Below are 18,381 nucleotides of genomic sequence, written 5' to 3'. Positions count from 1 at the left end.
GAATTGCCGTTCCTACCCATCCCGTTGTGACCTGGCTCACCATTAGCGTGGCCTCACCAGGCAACCGCGGCGAAGGGACATTTCCATGCGGGTCGGAGTACTGACCGGAGGCGGCGACTGCCCCGGTCTCAACGCCGTCATCCGGGCCGTCGTCCGCAAGGGCGTACAGGAGTACGGCTACGACTTCGTCGGCTTCCGGGACGGCTGGCGAGGTCCGCTCGAGAACGACACCGTCCGTCTCGACATCCCCGCCGTGCGCGGCATCCTGCCCCGCGGCGGCACCATCCTCGGCTCCTCGCGCACCAACCCCCTCAAGCAGGAGGACGGCATCCGGCGCATCAAGGAGAACCTCGCCAAGCAGGAGGTCGAGGCGCTCATCGCCATCGGCGGCGAGGACACCCTCGGCGTCGCCGCCCGCCTCTCCGACGAGTACGGCGTGCCCTGCGTGGGTGTGCCCAAGACGATCGACAACGACCTGTCCGCCACCGACTACACCTTCGGCTTCGACACCGCCGTCGGCATCGCGACGGAGGCCATCGACCGGCTGCACACCACCGCCGAGTCCCACATGCGTGTCCTGGTCTGCGAGGTGATGGGCCGTCACGCCGGCTGGATCGCCATCCACTCCGGGCTGGCCGGCGGCGCCAACGTCATCCTGATCCCCGAACAGCGCTTCGACGTCGACAAGGTCTGCGCCTGGATCACCTCCCGCTTCAAGGCGTCGTACGCCCCGATCGTGGTCGTCGCCGAGGGCGCGATGCCGAAGGACGGCGACATGGTGCTGAAGGACGAGTCGCTGGACTCCTTCGGACACGTCCGGCTCTCCGGGGTCGGCGAATGGCTGGCCAAGGAGATCGAGAAGCGCACGGGCAAGGAAGCCCGCACGACGGTCCTCGGGCACATCCAGCGCGGCGGCACCCCGAGCGCCTTCGACCGCTGGCTGGCCACCCGGTTCGGGCTGCACGCCATCGAGGCGGTCCGCGACGGCGACTTCGGCAAGATGGTCGCCCTGCGCGGCACGGACATCGTCCGCGTCCCGATCGCGGAGGCCACGGCCAAGCTGAAGACGGTGGACCCGAAGCTGTACGAGGAGGTCGGGGTCTTCTTCGGCTGAGCGGACCGGCCGCCGCCCGCCCGGCGGCAGGGGGCCGTGGGCCGTATATTCGGCCCATGGCCCCAGGAACGGGAGCAGCCTCGGAGATTCTCGCCTTCGGCGTGCAGGCGGACGAGAAGCCCATGATCGAACGGGCCTTCCAGGGCCATCACGAGGTCCGCTGCCTGGACGTCTTCCTCAACGAGGACACCGCCCCCATCGCCACCGGCCACGAGATCGTCTGCACCAGCGTCAACTGCGACCTCGGCAGCCACGTCCTGCAGACCCTGGCGGCCGGCGGCACCCGCATGGTCGCGCAGCGCTCCACGGGCTTCAACAACATCGACCTCAAGGTCGCCCAGCGCCTGGCGATGACCGTGTCCCGCGTCTCGTACTACTCGCCCCACTCCGTGGCCGAGTTCGCCTGGACCCTCGCCATGGCGGTCAACCGCCGGATCGTGCGCGCCTCCACGCGCACCCGCGATTTCGACTTCCGCCTCGACGGCCTGATGGGCCGCGACATGCACGGCCGCACCGCGGGCGTCCTCGGCACCGGGAAGATCGGCGAGGCCTTCGCCCGCATCGCCCACGGCTTCGGCATGAAACTGCTCGGCTGGGACATCGCCGAGAACCCCGCCTGCATGCAGCTCGGCATGCGCTACGTCCCCAAGGAACGCCTGCTCGCCGAGTCCGACCTGGTCAGCCTGCACGTCCCGCTGATGCCCGAGACCAGCCGGCTGATCGACGCCTACGCACTGAGGTCGATGAAGGACGACGCGATCCTGGTCAACTCCAGCCGCGGCGGCCTCATCGACACCGCGGCCCTCGTCGCCGAACTGCGCGAGGGCCGCTTCACGGGCGTCGGCCTCGACGTCTACGAGGCGGAGGCCGGGCTCTTCTTCCTCGACAAGTCCCTCCACGCCGTCGAGGACGACACCCTGGCCCGCCTCGTCACCTTCCCGAACGTCCTGGTCACCTCGCACCAGGCGTACTACACCGAGGACGCGGTCGGTCAGATCGTCGAGGCCACGCTGAAGAACGTCCTCGACTACACGGCGGGCCGCCGTTCGGAGAACGTGCTCGTGCCGCGCAACTGAGCCATCAGATCGCGTACGACGCCGGCGCCGTTCAGCGTCAGGACCGACTCGGGGTGGAACTGCACGCCGGCGAACCCGGGGCCGCGCACCGCGTGCACCTCGCCGTTGCCGGACCGGCTGACCTCGACGCCGTGCTCGGCGAGTTCCGCGCGCGCCTCGTCGTCGCAGCGCGCCACGAAGCTGTTGTAGAAGCCGACCGTCTCCGGCCGCCCGAACAGGTCGATCGTGGTCTGGGCGCCCTGGTAGGGCACTTCCTTGCGCACGATGTCCAGCCCGAGCTCGACCGCGATCAGCTCATGGCCGAGGCAGACACCGAGGACGCCGTGCCGGTGGTTGCGGATCACCTCGGCGGCGAGGTCGCGCAGGAAGCCCATCTTCGGGTCGGTGAGGTCGCGCGGGTCCCCGGGCCCGGGACCGAGCACCACCGGGCCCTCGTGCGCGAGCACGGCGTCCCGCAGTCCGGGCTCGTCGTAGCGCCGCACGGTGACGTCGAGGCCGCTCGACCGCAGCACATGGGCCAGCATCGCGGTGAAGGTGTCCTCACCGTCGACGACCAGGGCGTGTCCGGCGAGCTCTCCGGACCGCTCCTGCATCCGCAGCCAGAACGGGGCCAGGGAGGCCCGGCGCCCGTCGAGCGCGGCCCGCACGCGCGGGTCGTCGGCCAGACGTGCGCGCGCGTGCTCGTCCCGGGGCCGGGACGGCCGTACGCCCAGGGCCGCCAGCACTCCCGCCGCCTTGGCGTGGGTCTCCGCGACCTCGCTCTCCGGGTCCGAGCCGCGCACCAGCGTGGCGCCGACCGGCACCCGCAGCCCGCCGGCCGCGTCGATGTCGGCCGTGCGGATCAGGATGGGTGAGTCGAGGGTCTGGGCACCGCCCGCATCCCGGCCGATCAGCGCCAGCGCGCCCGCGTAGTACCCACGCCCGCCGACTTCGTGCCGTTCGATGACCCGGCACGCGTTCTGCACCGGCGAGCCGGTGACGGTGGCCGCGAACATGGTCTCCCGCAGCACCTCCCGCACGTCCAGCGAGGACTTCCCGCGCAGCTCGTACTCGGTGTGCGCGAGGTGCGCCATCTCCTTCAGCCGGGGCCCGACGACGACCCCGCCCATGTCGCCGACGGTGCACATCATCTTGAGCTCCTCGTCGACGACCATCGACAGCTCCTCGATCTCCTTGCCGTCGGCCAGGAAGCCGAGCAGGTGCTCGGGCGTCGGTCCCTCGGCGGGATAGCGGTACGTCCCGCTGATCGGGTTCATGACGACGGTCCCGCCGGACATCCGCACGTGCACCTCCGGGCTCGCCCCGACCAGCGTCCGTTCCCCGGTGTGCACCACGAACGTCCAGTACGCGCCCCGCTCACCCTCCAGCAGCCGCCTGAACAGCGCCAGCGCGTCGGCACGGGAGAACCCCGGGATCGCGCCCTCGTACGTCCTCCGGATCACGAAGTTCGCGCCCTCGCCCTGCCCGATCTCCTCCCGCAGCACGCGCCCGACGATCTCCGCGTACTCCTCGTCGCCGACGTCGAAGCCACCGCCCTCGACCCGCACGTCGTGCGCCGGCAACAGCTCCAGGGCCTCGGCCAGCGGGATGCCGTACGACTCCTCGGGGGTCAGCACCGTCAACGGTGTGCCGTCGTCGCGTACGTCGAAGCCGCGTTCGCGGATCTGCCGGAAGGGGACGAGCGCGAGGCCCTCCTCCGGGAGGCCGGCGAGGCGGTCGTGGTCGGTGACCGGGCCGATCAGGACCTCGATCAGGTCGTGGTCGTGGCCCGGGGTGCGGCGGCGCAGCAGCGCGAAGGGGCGGGGGTCGTGCAGGAGCTGTGCCAGGTCCATGGTTCCTCTTCCTCGATGTCCATCGATGTCGGTCGATGTCGGTGAGGAACGGACCCCGGAAACGCCGAAGGCCGCCCCTCGGGCGGCCTTCGCGAAGTCTTTCGTACGCGCAGTCAGCGGGCCGCCGGATGAGCGGTCCACCACCAGTTCTGGGTCGAGTGCGCGAACATGCGAGGCACCCTACCCCATGTCCGAGTCGTGTACCTCGTGTCTCAATTGATGGGCATGGGGCAGGACGCCCGACACGACCCCGTAATGTTGAGGTCGTGACCGTGAACGCTAAGCCCAGCGCGAGCGCTGGCAACACCTGGCGAAACCTGCCCGCGGCGCAGCAGCCCGAGTACCCCGACACCGAGGCTCTGCGCGCAGTCGTTGCGGACCTCGAGTCGTATCCGCCGCTCGTCTTCGCGGGCGAGTGCGATCAGCTGCGCGCCCGGATGGCGGCCGTCGCCAAGGGAGAGGCGTTCCTCCTCCAAGGCGGCGACTGCGCCGAGGCCTTCGACGCGGTGTCCGCGGACCAGATCCGCAACAAGCTCAAGACGCTGCTCCAGATGGGCGCCGTGCTGACGTACGCCGCCTCGGTGCCGGTCGTGAAGGTCGGCCGCATCGCCGGCCAGTACTCCAAGCCGCGCTCCAAGCCGACCGAGACCCGCGACGGCGTGACGCTGCCGACCTACCGCGGCGACTCCGTCAACGGCTTCGACTTCACCGAGGCCGCCCGCGTCCCGGACCCCGAGCGGCTGAAGCGGATGTACAACGCCTCCGCGTCCACGCTCAACCTGGTCCGCGCGTTCACCACCGGCGGCTACGCCGACCTGCGTCAGGTGCACGCCTGGAACCAGGACTTCGTGAAGTCCTCGCCGTCCGGCCAGCGCTACGAGCAGCTCGCGCGCGAGATCGACAACGCGCTGAACTTCATGCACGCCTGCGGGGCCGACCCGGAGGAGTTCAAGACGGTCGAGTTCTACTCCTCGCACGAGGCGCTGCTCCTCGACTACGAGTCGGCGCTGACCAGGGTCGACTCCCGCACCGGCCAGCTGTACGACGTCTCCGGGCACATGGTGTGGATCGGTGAGCGCACCCGGCAGCTGGACGGCGCGCACATCGAGTTCGCCTCGAAGATCCGCAACCCGATCGGCATCAAGCTCGGCCCGACGACGACGGCCGAGGAGGCGCTGCAGTACATCGAGCGCCTGGACCCGGAGCGCGAGCCGGGCCGGCTGACCTTCATCGTCCGCATGGGCGCCGACAAGATCCGCGACCGGCTTCCCGAGCTGGTCGAGAAGGTCACGGCGTCCGGCGCGACGGTGGCCTGGGTGACCGACCCGATGCACGGCAACACCTTCGAGGCGGCCTCCGGTCACAAGACCCGCCGCTTCGACGACGTGCTCGACGAGGTCAAGGGCTTCTTCGAGGTCCACAAGGGCCTCGGCACCCACCCGGGCGGCATCCACGTGGAGCTCACCGGCGACGACGTCACCGAGTGCGTGGGCGGCGGCGACGAGATCTTCGTCGACGATCTGCACCAGCGTTACGAGACGGCCTGCGACCCGCGTCTGAACCGCAGCCAGTCGCTTGACCTGGCGTTCCTCGTCGCGGAGATGTACAGGGACCAGTAACGGGTTCGCCTGTTACGAAGAGGTGCAGTGGGGCGCGGATCACATACGATCCGCGCCCCGCCCCACTTTTACGGCTCCTGCGTGGCGGGTAAGGTTAGGTTAGCCTCACCGATCAAGGGGATGGCACATCGATCCCACCGGGAGGTGAACCGCGTGTACGTCTGCAGTTGCTTCGGCATCACCGAGCAGCAGGTCAAGAAGCACGCGGAGGACGGTGCCTGCACCCCCCGCCAGATAGCCTCGGCCTGCAAGGCGGGCACCGACTGCGGATCGTGTGTGCGGCGCATTCAGGCGCTTCTCGGCAGGGACACATGCCCCCGGCGTGAGCTGGCCGACCGGGGCAAGCCGGTGCTCGCGGAGCTCGAGGACGCGGCCTAGCCAGGCCCTGTCGTCCGGATCAGCTGGGCTGCTCGATCTGCTGCGCGAGGTAGAGCGCCTCGCCGAGCTTCTCGATGAGCTCCAGCTGGGTGTCCAGGTAGTCGATGTGGTGCTCCTCGTCCTCGAGGATCGACTCGAAGAGATTCGCGGACGTGATGTCACCCTTGCTGCGCATGACCTCGATGCCGCGCTTGAGGCGGTCGATCGCCTCCACCTCGACCTGCCGGTCGGCCTGGAACATCTCGGTCACCGTCTGGCCGACGCGCACATGGAACAGCCGCTGGTAGTTGGGCAGGCCGTCCAGCATGAGGATGCGTTCGGTGAGCTTGTCCGCGTGCTTCATCTCGTCGATGGACTCTTCACGCGTGTACTTGGCGAGCTTCGTCCAACCCTTGTTGTCCTGGATGCGGTAGTGCAGCCAGTACTGGTTGATCGCGGTGAGCTCGCCGGTCAGCTGCTCGTTCAGGAATTCGAGGACCTCGGGGTCGCCCTGCATCGCAGAGGCTCCTTCCAAGCGGGGGAACTGGCAGGTTGCGCCGCATGATTGCACCGGCGAGAAAGATCGTCCAGTAAGTCTTCACTTAGTAAGTAAGTGCATGCTTAGTCCGTTTTGAAATGGATTGCGGAGGGTGCGGTCAGGTGCACTGCTTCGGGTCTGTCAGGATGGAGTCATGGGTCAGCCGGTGGAGCGCGAAGGTGGAGCAGCAGCACACTCCGAGCTTCCGCCGGGACAGCGGCTGCAGCGCGGCTGGCCGGTCACGCACTACGGCCCGGTCCCGAAGTTCCGGCCCGAGCGCTGGGAGTTCAGGGTCTTCGGGTCCACCGCCGACGGCGAGAAGCACTGCTGGACCCATGAGGAGTTCACGGCTCTGCCGTACACCACCGTCGTCGCCGATCTGCACTGCGTCACGAAGTTCAGCATGCTCGGTGCGGAGTGGGGCGGCATCCCGGCCCGGACGATCCTGGAGATCGCGCCGCCCGCGCCCGCTGTCACCCATGTGATGGTCTGGGCGGAGTACGGCTTCAGCTCCAACCTCCGGCTGGACGACTTCGCCGCCGAGCGCACGATCTTCGCCACCCACAAGGACGGCGAGCTGCTCACGGCGGAGCACGGCTTCCCGCTCCGCCTCGTCGTCCCCCATCTGTACGCCTGGAAGGGGCCCAAGTGGGTCCGCGGCGTGGAGTACATGACCGCCGACCGCCGCGGCTTCTGGGAGGAGCGCGGCTACCACAACATCGGCGACCCCTGGAAGGAACAGCGGTACAGCTACCAGGAGGAGCCCGGGGACGGCCCCGAGCTCTGACTCCTGATCCTTCCGGTGGCCGTCAGTGGTACTGGTGCACCACCGCGTGCCCCTTGCCCCGGCCGATCATCCACTTGTTGACCGGCGTCGTCAGGACGAAGGCGACCGCCAGCGCGATGGCCAGCACCCACCAGAACAGAGGGTCGGTGAGCTCGGCGTCCATGGCGCCCGGCCACAGCACGATCACACCGTTGTCGACCAGCTCCATCACGGCGATGGACAGGGTGTCCGCGGCCAGTGCCACCTTGAGCGCCGGGCGCAGGCCGACGCCGGCCTTGAGCACGCCGCGCAGGGTGAGGGCGTAGCCGAAGAAGAAGGCCAGGACGATCGCCAGCACCAGGGTCGGCACGTTGCCCCAGCCGAGCGCGGTGCCGATGATCATGCCCAGCACCTCGCCGATGGCGCAGCCGGTGAGGCAGTGCAGGGTCGCCCGGACGGCCATCGCCCAGCTGCTGGTCGCGGCCACCTCGTGGTGGTGCGCGTGTGCCGCGTGTGATTCGTGCTGCATGAGAGCCCCCAATGCCAGGTCACGGTTCCTGCACCGACAGGAACCGTATACCCCCCTGGGGTATTCCGTCACGGGTTATGCGTCCCGGAGTTTCTTCAGCCGCTCCACATCCGCCGCGTGCCCTTCCTTGCCGCCGGGTGTCTCGATGATCAGCGGTACGCCCTCGGTGGCCGGGTGCGTCATCAGCGCCCGGAAGGGGTCCTCGCCGATGTGACCGGCGCCGATGTTCTCGTGCCGGTCCTTGTGGGCGCCGACGACGTCCTTGGAGTCATTGGCGTGGATCAGCTTCAGCCTGCCCTCGCCGACGGTGTCCACCAGCAGGTCGAGCGTCTGGTGCATGCCGGACGGGCCGGTCAGGTCGTGGCCGGCGGCGAAGATGTGGCAGGTGTCCAGGCACACGCCCAGCTTCGGATGGGCGTCCAGCGCCTCGAAGTACGGACCGAAGTCCCAGGTGCGCGAGCACAGCGAGAAGCCCTGGCCCGCCGTCGACTCCAGCAGCAGGAACGGGTCGTCGTCGTGGGTCAGCTCGTCCAGCAGCGGAAGCATGTACTCGCGTACCTGCTTCAGAGCCACCGAACGCTCCCGGCCGCCGGTCGCGCTGCCCGTGTGCACGACCACGCCGAGCGCGCCGATCTCCCGCCCGCGCCGCAGCGAGTGCCGCAGCGACTCCACCGACCTCTCGACCGTCGCCTCGGTGTGCGAACCGAAGTTGATCAGATACGGGGCATGGACGTACGCCGGGATCGACTCCGCCTCGCACACCGCGCGGAACTCCTCGTCCTGCCGCGGATTCCCGGCGGGCGTGGCCCAGCCGCGCGGGTTGGCCACGAAGACCTGGACGGTCTCCGCCTTGAGGTCGTGGGCGTAGGTGAGCCCGACGGAGCTGAGGCCGCCGGCCACGGGGACATGACCGCCGACGGGGTTGCGGGACGGGCCCGTGAGGGCGGGGCCGGACTGCTGATCTCTCACCCGTTCAGGGTGTCATGCGGTCCGGCACGGCCGGTCACCGGCCGGTGAGGGGTGACTCACCGGATGGTGATCGTGATCGTCGATCCCTTGGGCGCGGTCTCGCCGCCCTTCACGGACTGTTTCTTGACCGTGTCGCCGAACAGGCCCAGCAGACCGCGGTCCTCGTCGACCCCGAAGCCGGCGGCCTCCAGCTCGGCCCTGGCGTCGTCGACGTTGTCCCCGACCACGTCCGGGACCTCGATCATCTCGGGACCCTTGGACAGCGTCAGAGTCACGGTGTCGCCCTCGGCGGCCTGGCGGCCCTCCGCCGGCGACTGCTGCGCGACCTGGCCCGCATCGAACTCGGAGTTGACCCGCGCGGCGGCGATCTTCACCTTCAGGCCGGCCTCCTCCAGCTCGGCCCTGGCGTCGGCCGGGTCCTCGCCGGTGACGTCGGGGACGTCCACCGGGCGGCCCTTGCTCACGGTCAGCGCGACCGCGGAACCGGAGCGGACCTTGGTGCCGTCACCGGGCTCCGAGGAGATGACGGAACCCCGGCTGACGTCGTCGTTGAACTCCCGGGTCACCATGCCCGGTTGGAGACCGCTCTCCTTCAGCTCGCTTCGCGCCTTCGCCAGCGGATAGCCCTGGAGGTCGGGCACCTTCACCGTCTCCGGGCCGGCCGAGATGACCAGCGCCACGGAGTCGTTGTGACGTATGCGGGCACCGGTCTCCGGGTCCGTGCTGATGACGGTGCCGCGCCTGACGGTGTCGCTGTAGGAGCGCTCCACCTTGCCGACGTCGAGCCCGGCCTCCTCCAGCCGGTCCCGGGCCTGCGCCTCGGTCTTGGACAGCAGTGGCGGGACCTGGGTGAACTGGCCGGAGTTGATGTACCAGATGCCGACACCGAGGCCCAGGACCAGCAGGACGGCGGCGACGACGAGGAGCGGTCCGCGCGGCGCGCGCGAGCCCGACCGGCGCCGGGGCGGCGGGGGCGGCGGCGTCTGGAGCCGGCTGGTCCGGTTGAGGACGGCCTCGGGCTCGTCCCCGTTCACGGGGAGCGGACGCTGGATGTTCAGTGCGCGGGGGATCACGCTCGTGCGGTCGTCGGCGTTGCTGTGCTGCGCCGAGAGCGCCTGCGGCGGCACCGCGTCCAGCTGGTCCTCGCTCAGCGCGGCGCGCGTCTGGCGGGTCTGCGCGAGCAGTGCCACGGCGTCGTAGGGGCGGATGTCCGGGGTGCGCGCGGTGGCCGACGCGACCAGCTCGTCGAGCTCGTACGCCAGCCCCGGCACGATCGCCGAGGGCGGCGGGACGTCCTCGTGCAGGTGCTTGTAGAGCACCACGGCGGGGGAGTCCCCGTCGTGCGGCTTCTCGCCGGTCAGCATCTCGTAGAGGACGACACCGCACGCGTACACGTCGACCCGGGCGTCGGCGGTGCCGGGCTGCTCTATCTGCTCGGGGGCGAGATAGGAGACGGTGCCGAGGACGGCGCCGGTGGTGCTGGTCACGGTGTCCACGGACCGCACGAGCCCGAAGTCGGCGACCTTGACCCGCCCGTCGTCCCCTATCAACACGTTCTCGGGCTTCATGTCGCGGTGCACGAAACCGGCCCGGTGCGCGGCGCCGAGCGCGGCGAGCACCGGCTCCAGGATGTCCAGGGCGGCCCGCGGCTGCAGCGCCCCGCGGTCGCGCAGCACGTCACGCAGGGTGCAGCCCGCGACGTACTCCATGGCGAGATAGACGTACGACCCGTCGGTGCCCTGGTCGAAGACCTGCACCACGTTCGGATGCGCCAGACGGGCGACGGACTTCGCCTCCCGGATGAACCGGTCGACGAACGCACCGTCCACCGCCAGCGCGGGATGCATCACCTTGAGCGCGAGCACGCGGTCCAGGCGGGTGTCCAGGGCCCGGTAGACCGTGGCCATCCCGCCGACCGCGATCCGCGCGTCCACGCGATACCGGCCGTCGAGCACCTGCCCGACCAGAGGGTCCTGAAGGGTCGTATCCACGCAGGTGAGTGTACGAGCAGACACTGACACGCCGTCCGGTTCGGCCGGGATCGGAGCGGGACTGAAGCTGACCTGTGACGGACGCCTCACTGGCCGAAGACTTTCCCTCGAACGCGCGTTCAGAACGCGGGGCGTTCCGGGTCCAGCCGTGCGAGGCCCGCCACCGGCGACGACGCCTCCGCGAAGTGCCGCCGCGGGATCCGCCCCGCCCGGTACGCCAGCCGTCCCGCGTCCACCGCGTGCCTCATCGCGTCGGCCATCAGCACCGGCTCCTGCGCCCGCGTCACCGCCGAGGCGAGCATCACACCCGCGCACCCCAGCTCCATCGCGAGCGCCGCGTCCGACGCCGTACCGGCACCCGCGTCCAGGATCACCGGCACGCGCGCGTGCTCGACGATCAGCTGGAAGTTGTGCGGATTGCGGATGCCGAGCCCGGAACCGATCGGCGACCCGAGCGGCATGATCGCCGCGCAGCCGACGTCCTCCAGCCTCCGCGCCAGCACGGGGTCGTCATTGGTGTACGGCAGCACGGTGAAACCGTCGTCCACCAGCGTCTCGGCCGCGTCCAGCAGCTCGATCGGATCCGGCAGCAGCGTCCGCTCGTCGGCGATGACCTCCAGCTTGATCAGCTCGGTGCCGAGCGCCTCGCGCGCGAGGCGGGCCGTCAGCACGGCCTCCCCGGCGGTGAAGCAGCCCGCCGTGTTCGGCAGCACCCGGATCCCGAGCTTCTCCAGCACGGACAGCACCGAACCGTGCACCGACGGGTCCACCCGCCGCATCGCGACCGTCGTCAGCTCCGTACCGGACGCCACCAGCGCCCGCTCCAGCACGTCCAGGCTGGGCGCTCCGCCGGTGCCCATGATCAGGCGGGACGTGAAGGACGTACCGCCGAGGACGAAGGGATCGTCGGCCATGGTTCAGCCTCCTTGGACGGCGGTCAGGACCTCGACGCGATCACCCTCGGTCAGGGGCGTCGACGGCCACTGCGTGCGCGGGACGACGGTTTCGTTGAGGGCGGCGGCCACTCCGGAGGGCGCCGCGGTGAGCAGCTGTACGGCGCCGTCGAGCGCCGTACCGGGAGCGATCTCTCGTCGCTCCCCGTTGAGGGAGATGTTCATGCCGGCTGCTCCGTGAGGACGGCGGCGGTGAACCGCCGGGGTGTGAAGTCGCGGGCCTCTTGAGGGAGTTCACCGGTGGCCAGCACATGCGCCATGACGTCTCCGGTGACCGGTGTGAGCAGCACGCCGTTGCGGTAGTGCCCGGTCGCCAGCGACAGTCCCGCAAGCTCGGTCGGGCCGAGCAGCGGCGCGTTGTCGGGGGAGCCGGGGCGCAGGCCGGCCCGGGTCTCGGTGAGCGGCAGTTCCGTGATGCCCGGCACCAGCTCATGGGCGTCGCGCAGCAGTTCGTACACCCCGCCCGCGGTCACCGTGGTGTCCCAGCCCTGCTCCTCGCTCGTCGCCCCCACGACCAGCTCCCCGTTCTCGCGCGGCACCAGATACACGTGGCTGCCGCGCACCACGGCCCGCACGGTCCGGCTCAGGAACGGCGCGTACCGCCGCGGCACGGTGAGCCGCAGCACCTGCCCCTTCACGGGCCGCACGGGCGGCAGTACCTCGTCCGGGACACCCGCGAGCCGCCCGCTGAGGCTGCCGCCCGCGAGGACCACCTGGTCCGCGCCCAGCTCGGTGCCGTCCGTGGTGGTGACGCCGGCCGCCCGGTCCCGGACGACATCGAGGCGCTCGGCCCACGACCGGTGGAAGACCACGCCGGCCCGCTCGCACGCGGCCACCAGCGCCCCGGCCAGCCGCCGCGGGTCGATCTGATGGTCGCCGTCCACCCGCAGCCCGCCGCGCACACCCGGCGCGAGCATCGGCTCCAGGCGCCGGCACTCGCGCCCCGACAGCCACTCGGAGTCCAGCCCCGACCGGTGCTGCAGGGCGTGCAGTTCGCGCAGGTGCGCGCGGTCGTCGGCGTCCAGCGCGACGGCGAGCGTGCCGCAGCGGCGGTAACCGAGGTCGTGGCCGGTGAGGTCGGTGAGCTCGGCCGCGAAGTCCGGATAGCGGCGGGCCGAGGCGAGGTTCAGCCCCAGCAGGGTCTGCTCGCCGTAGTGCAGTTCCGTGACGGCGGCCAGCATCCCGGCCGCCACCTGGGCGGCGCCGCCACCCGGCTCCGGGTCCACGACGGCCGTCGTGAACCCGCGCTGCGCGGCCCGCCACGCCGTGACCAGGCCGATGATTCCGCCCCCTACGACGAGGACGTCTGACGTTCGCGTACGCGACATGGGCGTCCAGCCCCTCCCTTCGCCGGCATGACCCGGATCAGGTTCGTACGGTCGGAGGCCGCCAGCCTCCCTCTCAGCCCGGTGCGTCCGGGCTCCCGCGAGTGCTCTACTTGGGCCACCCTAGCCCGCTGCCGTATGTCTCAGTAAGGGAGCCTCAGCCCATGGCCCGCTCGCTCGACGGTCTCGTCCTCGCCCCCGTCGCGGACCAAGCCCCAGGTCAGGTGGGTACCCGGACCCGGTTCACGTACCACGAGAAGGACGGCGAGATCTGGGCCGAGTACGCGGGCGGCGACGTCGTACGCGGGTATCTCGTGGGCGTCCGGGAAGGCGACCGGCTGGACTTCCGGTACGTGCAGCTCAAGCGGGACGGGACCACGTCCTCGGGGCACTGCGTGTCCACGGTGGTCGACCTGCCCGACGGGCGGGTGCGGCTGGAGGAGAGCTGGGAGTGGGAGTCGCAGCCGGGCAGCGGCACCAGCGTTGTGGAGCAGGTCACTGAGCACGACTCCTGACTGACAAATTGTCAGTTGTCTATGGTGATCAGGTGAGCGAGCAGACGACGCAGTCGCAGCGGTCCGTGGTCGTCGCCGGCGCCGGCATGGCCGGCGTGCAGACGGCGGTCGCCCTGCGGGAACAGGGCTTCACCGGCACCATCACCCTGATCGGCGCCGAGCCCCATCAGCCCTACGACCGGCCGCCCCTGTCCAAGGCCGTGCTGCTCGGCAAGGCCGAGGGCTCCGCCTTCGACGTCGACTTCGACGCGCTCGGCATCGACCTGCGGCTCGGGCGCGAGGTGCTCGGCGTGCGCGTCGCCGACCGGGAACTGGACACCGAGGCCGGGCCCGTCCCGTACGACGTCCTCGTGCTCGCCACCGGCGCCGAACCGATCCGGCTGCCCGGCGCCGAGGGCGTGCCCGGCGTGCATCTGCTGCGCACCCTGGACGACGCCGAGCGGCTGCGGCCGGTGCTCGCCCGCCAGCACGACATCGTGGTCGTCGGGGCGGGCTGGATCGGCGCCGAGTTCGCCACGGCCGCGCGCGAGGCGGGCTGCGCGGTGACGGTCGTGGAGGCCGCCGACCGGCCGCTCGCGGGTGCGCTGCCCGCGGAGGTGGCCGCGCGGATGACCGCCTGGTACGAGGACAGCGGCACGGAGCTGCGCACCCGCGCGCGCGTGGCGCGCGTCGAGCCCGGCGCGGTGATCCTCGACGACGGCTCGCGGCTGGCCGCGGGCGCCGTCGTGGTCGGCATCGGAGCGCGGCCCGCCACGGCCTGGCTGGCCGGCTCGGGCATCGAGCTCGGCGCGCACGGCGACGTCGTCGCCGACGACCGGCTGCGCACCTCCGCGCCGGACGTCTACGCGGTCGGCGACTGCGCGTCCTTCCCGTCGGCCAGGTACGGCGAGCGCCTGCTCGTGCACCACTGGGACAACGCCCTCCAGGGCCCGCGCACGGTCGCCGCGAACATCCTCGGCGAGACCGCCGCCGTCTACGACCCCGTGCCGTACTTCTGGTCGGAGCAGTTCGGCCGTTTCGTCCAGTACGCCGGTCATCACGCCGCCGCCGACACGACCCTGTGGCGCGGCGATCCCTCGGGCCCGGCGTGGAGCGTCTGCTGGCTGCGGGAGGGGCGCCTCGTCGCCCTGCTGGCGGTGGGCCGGCCGAGGGACCTCGCGCAGGGGCGGCGGCTGATCGAGTCGGGCACGCCGATGGACGCGCGGCTGCTGACGGACCCGGCCCGGCCGCTGAAGGCGGCGACGGCTTAGCGCGTTGAGGCGATGGCTCCTCCCAGGTGGACCGGCCTGACTTCCGACTGTCAGTGGCAGATGGCAGGCTTGTTTCCGTGACCGAGATTGACGCAAAGATCGATGCTCTCGTCCCCGCCTGGCTCACCCTGCCCGACATCGCCGAACAACTCGATGTCGAGGTGACCCGCGTCCGGCAGCTGGTCAAGGAGGGCCAGCTCATCGCCGTACGCCGTGGTGAGAACCGCGCGCTGCACGTCCCTGCCGCCTTCATCGACGGCGACAAGGTCGTCAAGGGCCTGTCCGGGACCCTGACGCTGCTGCGGGACGACGGCTTCACGGACGAAGAGATGCTGGAGTGGCTCTTCACTCCCGACGAGAGCCTGCCCGGCACCCCCGCGCAGGCCCTCAGCGAGAACCGCGGCACGGAGGTGAAGCGCCGCGCCCAGGCGCTCGCCGTCTGAGCCGAACACCGGGATCCGAACAACGTCCGGCGTCCGGGCCGGGGCCGTGCGGGCCCCGGCCGCGGGCCGGCACGACCCCGGCGCCGATCGATCGCCGTCGGCGACGGGCGTGGTTCCGCGCCGCCGTACACGAGGACACCGCCGGGCCGCATACGACGGCACCGCCGGGGCCGCCCGCCGACCGGCGCCGCCCCGCCCGCTCCGCTCCGGCTACCGTGCCTGCGTCCGGCACCCGCCCGACCTCACCCGACCGGCAGTCCGACCCCAGGGGGCACCGCATGTCCGAAACCGTCACCGCAGGCAGCGTCCGCAGTCAGCTCGCCGACGCCCGGCTCTACCTCTGCACGGACGCCCGTAAGCGGCAGGGCGACCTCGCGGAGTTCCTGGACGCCGCGCTGGCCGGTGGCGTCGACATCGTGCAGCTGCGCGACAAGGGCATGGAGGCCGCCGAGGAACTGGAACACCTGAAGGTCTTCGCCGACGCCTGCGCCCGGCACGGCAAGCTGCTCGCGGTCAACGACCGCGCGGATGTGGCGCACGCCGCCGGCGCCGACGTCCTGCACCTGGGTCAGGGCGACCTCCCGGTTCCCGCCGCCCGCGCGATCCTCGGGGACGACATCCTGATCGGCCGCTCCACGCACGCCGACACCGAGGCCGACGCGGCCGCCGCCCAGGACGGCGTGGACTACTTCTGCACGGGCCCCTGCTGGCCCACCCCCACCAAGCCCGGCCGCCACGCGCCCGGCCTCGACCTGGTCCGGCACACCGGCTCCCTCGCTACCGACCGCCCCTGGTTCGCCATCGGCGGCATCGACCTCGGCAACCTCGATGAGGTGCTGGAGGCCGGCGCCCGGCGCGTCGTGGTCGTACGGGCGATCACGGAGGCGGACGACCCGGGCGCGGCGGCGGCGGAGTTCGCCAAGCGACTGCGGCAGGCCTAGGCGCGTGCTCTCGGCGTGCCGGGCGACGGCGACCTAGGCCGACCGGAGGCGGGTTCGGCCCCGCCGACGTCTCAGCCTGTGGTCAGCGCGGCCGCGTTCCCGTGGGCTTGGGGCGCTGTTCGGCCGTCGTTTGTCCAAGGAGTGGACAACAGGCCGACAAATCGGGCAAATGTCCGGCGTCCGGTTGGGGGACCGGGGACCCCTGGCTAACCTGCGGGTATGGCCCTCGGCAGCGCATCCATCAGATCGGACCACGCTCGCACCGTGCGCGAGATGCTCGCGACCGGCAAGACGACGTATTCCTTCGAGTTCTACGCCCCCAAGACCCCGAAGGGCGAGCGGAACCTGTGGAACGCGCTGCGCCGGGTCGAGGCCGTCGGCCCTGACTTCGTCTCCGTGACCTACGGCGCGGGTGGCTCCACCCGCGCCGGCACCGTCAAGGCGACCGAGGCGATCGCCTCGGACACCACGCTCACCCCGATCGCCCACCTCACCGCCGTCGACCACTCGGTGGCCGACCTGCGCAACATCATCGGCCAGTACGCCGACGCCGGGATCCGCAACATGCTGGCGCTGCGCGGCGACCCGCCCGGCGACCCGCTGGGCGAGTGGGTGCGCCACCCCCAGGGCCTGACGTACGCCGCCGAGCTCGTCGAACTGATCAAGGCGTCCGGCGATTTCTGCGTGGGCGTCGCGGCCTTCCCCGCGATGCACCCGCGCTCCGCGGACCGGGAGCTCGACGTCCGGCACTTCGTCGACAAGTGCCGCGCGGGCGCGGACTACGCGATCACGCAGATGTTCTTCGATCCGGAGGACTACCTGCGGCTGCGCGACCGCGTCTCGGCCGCCGGCTGCGACACCCCGATCATCCCCGAGATCATGCCCATCGCCAGCACGAGGACCCTGGACCGGATCCCGTCCCTCACCAACGCCGCCTTCCCGGCCGCCCTGAAAGAGCGGATCCTCACAGCGAAGGACGATCCGGCGGCTGTACGCTCGATCGGGATCGACTTCGCCACGGAGTTCTGCGCACGGCTGCTGGCCGAGGGAGTGCCCGGACTGCACTTCATCACGCTCAACAACTCCACGGCGACGCTGGAAATCTACGAGAACCTGGGCCTGCACCATCCCCCGCAGGCCTAGACCGGCCGTCCTGACATACGTCACACTGCGTAGGCGGCCACTGGGAGAGGGGCGTACATGGGCTGGACGGTCCTCTACATCGCGTTCGGCATCGTCGCGCTGTGGCTGTTGGGCGAGGTGCTGCTGCAGTACAAGGCACGGCTGCGCTGGCGGCTGCTCGCCTTCGCCGGATTCCTCGGCGTCGTGGTCGGGGTGCTGATCCCGTCCGTCATCGTCATCGGTCTGGGCGCGGCGGCGTTCGCGGTCGGCCAGACCTACGTCACGCTGTCTTTCCGCCGCGGCTTCTCGGCGGGCTGGGCGGTCTCCGCGCCGGCCCTGGGCCCGCTGGCCGCCGCCAAGCGCCGCCGCGGTGAACCGGAGCGCCAGGAGCCGACCCTGGAGGTCTCCGGCCTGGAGGAGTCCGAGGACGGATTCGCTGGCGCCGCGGCCCCCTACGGCCAGGAGACCGCCGGCTACGGCGACGACTACGACCGCGACGACGTCTTCACCCCGGCGCGCGGCCAGCACAACGCCGCGGAGACGACGGCGGTCTACGAGCCGCAGCCGATGCCGGACGACACCGGCTCGTACGGCATATACGGCGACCCCGCCTACGCCGGCGCCGACCAGAACTACGCGGCCGCGGGCCAGCAGCAGCCCCAGGACCAGTACGCGACGGCCGACCAGAGCTACGGGTACGACGCCTACGCCGGCTACGACCAGCAGAATTACGGCTACGACCCCAGCGGCCAGCAGCAGTACGCCGCCTACTCCGACCCGTACATCGGCGCCCAGACCTACGGCGGCGCCTCCTACGACGCCTACGGCCAGCAGCAGTACGGCCAGCAGGGCTACGGCCAGGACCAGTACGCCACCGGCGGCTACGGCGAGACGACCCCGCCCGGCGGCGTCTGGGTCCCGCAGCAGCGCACCGACGAGGCGTACGGCGGCGAACTCCCGCCGGAGCAGCAGTACCCGTACCAGGGCAACGGCCAGGAGAACGGGCAGGGGTACGACGAGCAGTACCGTTTCTGACGGCCC

At 70.9% G+C, this 18,381-nt stretch carries 20 protein-coding genes and 1 riboswitch; of the genes, 11 read left to right on the top strand and 9 right to left on the bottom strand.

Going from position 1 to position 18,381, the window contains the following annotated elements; all coding sequences use genetic code 11:
• Window positions 1-85: 85 nt before the first annotated feature.
• On the top strand, window positions 86-1,114 hold the full coding sequence (locus tag ACIRD7_RS22755; RefSeq protein ID WP_393508225.1) for a 6-phosphofructokinase: 1,029 nt from the start codon (window positions 86-88) through the stop codon (window positions 1,112-1,114).
• 56 nt (window positions 1,115-1,170) lie between these two features.
• Window positions 1,171-2,190 carry a 2-hydroxyacid dehydrogenase gene (locus ACIRD7_RS22750; protein ID WP_403456015.1) on the top strand — a complete coding sequence of 340 codons (1,020 nt, stop codon included), beginning with the start codon at window positions 1,171-1,173 and terminating at the stop codon, window positions 2,188-2,190.
• Here the strand turns inward: ACIRD7_RS22750 and ACIRD7_RS22745 are convergent.
• A complete protein-coding gene (locus tag ACIRD7_RS22745; protein WP_403456012.1) occupies window positions 2,142-4,022 on the bottom strand; it encodes an anthranilate synthase family protein in 1,881 nt (626 codons plus the stop codon). The two genes, ACIRD7_RS22750 and ACIRD7_RS22745, sit on opposite strands and share 49 nt — an antisense overlap.
• A gap of 113 nt (window positions 4,023-4,135) precedes the next feature.
• Complete coding sequence (locus tag ACIRD7_RS22740; protein ID WP_078516689.1) at window positions 4,136-4,192, bottom strand: trp operon leader peptide; 57 nt, start codon at window positions 4,190-4,192, stop codon at window positions 4,136-4,138.
• Window positions 4,193-4,288: 96 nt separating this feature from the next.
• On the opposite strand from ACIRD7_RS22740, the gene ACIRD7_RS22735 reads away from it, so the two are divergent.
• Window positions 4,289-5,641 (top strand): class II 3-deoxy-7-phosphoheptulonate synthase, encoded by a 1,353-nt coding sequence (locus ACIRD7_RS22735; protein ID WP_403456010.1) that lies wholly within the window; start codon window positions 4,289-4,291, stop codon window positions 5,639-5,641.
• 120 nt (window positions 5,642-5,761) lie between these two features.
• The gene (locus ACIRD7_RS22730; protein WP_403456009.1) at window positions 5,762-6,019 is read left to right on the top strand and encodes a bacterioferritin-associated ferredoxin; all 258 of its coding nucleotides are present in this window, start codon (window positions 5,762-5,764) and stop codon (window positions 6,017-6,019) included.
• Between the two features lie 19 nt (window positions 6,020-6,038).
• Here the strand turns inward: ACIRD7_RS22730 and bfr are convergent, their stop codons facing one another.
• Entirely contained in the window at window positions 6,039-6,515 is a 477-nt protein-coding gene (bfr, locus tag ACIRD7_RS22725) for a bacterioferritin (RefSeq protein WP_403456007.1), read from the bottom strand.
• A gap of 175 nt (window positions 6,516-6,690) precedes the next feature.
• Between bfr and ACIRD7_RS22720 the strand changes: the two genes are divergently transcribed.
• Window positions 6,691-7,323, top strand: a complete 633-nt coding sequence (locus ACIRD7_RS22720) for a sulfite oxidase-like oxidoreductase (RefSeq protein WP_403456005.1) — start codon at window positions 6,691-6,693, stop codon at window positions 7,321-7,323.
• 22 nt (window positions 7,324-7,345) lie between these two features.
• On the opposite strand, the gene ACIRD7_RS22715 is transcribed toward ACIRD7_RS22720, so the two are convergent.
• The 6 genes from ACIRD7_RS22715 to thiO all read right to left on the bottom strand — a co-directional run bounded on the left by ACIRD7_RS22715 (window position 7,346) and on the right by thiO (window position 13,072).
• The gene (locus ACIRD7_RS22715) at window positions 7,346-7,831 is read right to left on the bottom strand and encodes a DUF4396 domain-containing protein (RefSeq protein ID WP_403456004.1); all 486 of its coding nucleotides are present in this window, start codon (window positions 7,829-7,831) and stop codon (window positions 7,346-7,348) included.
• 75 nt (window positions 7,832-7,906) lie between these two features.
• The gene (locus tag ACIRD7_RS22710) at window positions 7,907-8,800 is read right to left on the bottom strand and encodes a deoxyribonuclease IV (protein WP_403456003.1); all 894 of its coding nucleotides are present in this window, start codon (window positions 8,798-8,800) and stop codon (window positions 7,907-7,909) included.
• Window positions 8,801-8,856: 56 nt separating this feature from the next.
• Window positions 8,857-10,791 carry a Stk1 family PASTA domain-containing Ser/Thr kinase gene (gene pknB / locus ACIRD7_RS22705; protein WP_403456001.1) on the bottom strand — a complete coding sequence of 645 codons (1,935 nt, stop codon included), beginning with the start codon at window positions 10,789-10,791 and terminating at the stop codon, window positions 8,857-8,859.
• A 119-nt stretch (window positions 10,792-10,910) separates the two neighbouring features.
• Window positions 10,911-11,705 carry a thiazole synthase gene (locus ACIRD7_RS22700; RefSeq protein ID WP_403456000.1) on the bottom strand — a complete coding sequence of 265 codons (795 nt, stop codon included), beginning with the start codon at window positions 11,703-11,705 and terminating at the stop codon, window positions 10,911-10,913.
• 3 nt (window positions 11,706-11,708) lie between these two features.
• Window positions 11,709-11,909 (bottom strand): sulfur carrier protein ThiS, encoded by a 201-nt coding sequence (gene thiS / locus ACIRD7_RS22695; RefSeq protein ID WP_403455997.1) that lies wholly within the window; start codon window positions 11,907-11,909, stop codon window positions 11,709-11,711.
• Window positions 11,906-13,072, bottom strand: coding sequence for a glycine oxidase ThiO (thiO, locus tag ACIRD7_RS22690; RefSeq protein WP_403455995.1), 1,167 nt, complete (start codon window positions 13,070-13,072; stop codon window positions 11,906-11,908). The genes thiS and thiO overlap by 4 nt, the downstream gene beginning before the upstream one ends.
• A riboswitch (TPP riboswitch) is annotated at window positions 13,070-13,181 on the bottom strand. (Overlaps the previous gene by 3 nt.)
• A 52-nt stretch (window positions 13,182-13,233) precedes the next feature.
• On the opposite strand from thiO, the gene ACIRD7_RS22685 reads away from it, so the two are divergent.
• The 6 genes from ACIRD7_RS22685 (at window position 13,234) to ACIRD7_RS22660 (ending at window position 18,375) form a co-directional block, all read left to right on the top strand.
• Window positions 13,234-13,584, top strand: a complete 351-nt coding sequence (locus ACIRD7_RS22685) for a hypothetical protein (protein ID WP_403455992.1) — start codon at window positions 13,234-13,236, stop codon at window positions 13,582-13,584.
• Window positions 13,585-13,616: 32 nt separating this feature from the next.
• Window positions 13,617-14,834, top strand: a complete 1,218-nt coding sequence (locus ACIRD7_RS22680; RefSeq protein ID WP_403455989.1) for an NAD(P)/FAD-dependent oxidoreductase — start codon at window positions 13,617-13,619, stop codon at window positions 14,832-14,834.
• Between the two features lie 77 nt (window positions 14,835-14,911).
• The gene (locus ACIRD7_RS22675) at window positions 14,912-15,277 is read left to right on the top strand and encodes an Rv2175c family DNA-binding protein (protein ID WP_403455987.1); all 366 of its coding nucleotides are present in this window, start codon (window positions 14,912-14,914) and stop codon (window positions 15,275-15,277) included.
• A 278-nt stretch (window positions 15,278-15,555) separates the two neighbouring features.
• Complete coding sequence (thiE, locus tag ACIRD7_RS22670; RefSeq protein WP_403455984.1) at window positions 15,556-16,218, top strand: thiamine phosphate synthase; 663 nt, start codon at window positions 15,556-15,558, stop codon at window positions 16,216-16,218.
• 219 nt (window positions 16,219-16,437) lie between these two features.
• Window positions 16,438-17,361 carry a methylenetetrahydrofolate reductase [NAD(P)H] gene (gene metF, locus ACIRD7_RS22665; protein ID WP_403455981.1) on the top strand — a complete coding sequence of 308 codons (924 nt, stop codon included), beginning with the start codon at window positions 16,438-16,440 and terminating at the stop codon, window positions 17,359-17,361.
• Window positions 17,362-17,418: 57 nt separating this feature from the next.
• The gene (locus ACIRD7_RS22660) at window positions 17,419-18,375 is read left to right on the top strand and encodes a hypothetical protein (protein WP_403455979.1); all 957 of its coding nucleotides are present in this window, start codon (window positions 17,419-17,421) and stop codon (window positions 18,373-18,375) included.
• Window positions 18,376-18,381 lie beyond the last annotated feature (6 nt).

This window comes from Streptomyces sp. NPDC093568, assembly GCF_044764945.1.
In the GTDB taxonomy this organism is placed as follows: Bacteria; Actinomycetota; Actinomycetes; order Streptomycetales; family Streptomycetaceae; genus Streptomyces.
This window is presented reverse-complemented; position numbering and strand designations above follow the sequence as displayed.

Coding starts and splice junctions, on each gene's coding strand:
- ACIRD7_RS22755 (WP_393508225.1), top strand. CDS start 86: ATGCGGGTCGGAGTACTGACCGGAGGCGGCGACTGCCCCGGTCTCAAC.
- ACIRD7_RS22750 (WP_403456015.1), top strand. CDS start 1,171: ATGGCCCCAGGAACGGGAGCAGCCTCGGAGATTCTCGCCTTCGGCGTG.
- ACIRD7_RS22745 (WP_403456012.1), bottom strand. CDS start 4,022: ATGGACCTGGCACAGCTCCTGCACGACCCCCGCCCCTTCGCGCTGCTG.
- ACIRD7_RS22730 (WP_403456009.1), top strand. CDS start 5,762: ATGGCACATCGATCCCACCGGGAGGTGAACCGCGTGTACGTCTGCAGT.
- bfr (WP_403456007.1), bottom strand. CDS start 6,515: ATGCAGGGCGACCCCGAGGTCCTCGAATTCCTGAACGAGCAGCTGACC.
- ACIRD7_RS22720 (WP_403456005.1), top strand. CDS start 6,691: ATGGGTCAGCCGGTGGAGCGCGAAGGTGGAGCAGCAGCACACTCCGAG.
- ACIRD7_RS22715 (WP_403456004.1), bottom strand. CDS start 7,831: ATGCAGCACGAATCACACGCGGCACACGCGCACCACCACGAGGTGGCC.
- ACIRD7_RS22700 (WP_403456000.1), bottom strand. CDS start 11,705: ATGGCCGACGATCCCTTCGTCCTCGGCGGTACGTCCTTCACGTCCCGC.
- thiS (WP_403455997.1), bottom strand. CDS start 11,909: ATGAACATCTCCCTCAACGGGGAGCGACGAGAGATCGCTCCCGGTACG.
- thiO (WP_403455995.1), bottom strand. CDS start 13,072: ATGTCGCGTACGCGAACGTCAGACGTCCTCGTCGTAGGGGGCGGAATC.
- ACIRD7_RS22685 (WP_403455992.1), top strand. CDS start 13,234: ATGGCCCGCTCGCTCGACGGTCTCGTCCTCGCCCCCGTCGCGGACCAA.
- thiE (WP_403455984.1), top strand. CDS start 15,556: ATGTCCGAAACCGTCACCGCAGGCAGCGTCCGCAGTCAGCTCGCCGAC.
- metF (WP_403455981.1), top strand. CDS start 16,438: ATGGCCCTCGGCAGCGCATCCATCAGATCGGACCACGCTCGCACCGTG.
- ACIRD7_RS22660 (WP_403455979.1), top strand. CDS start 17,419: ATGGGCTGGACGGTCCTCTACATCGCGTTCGGCATCGTCGCGCTGTGG.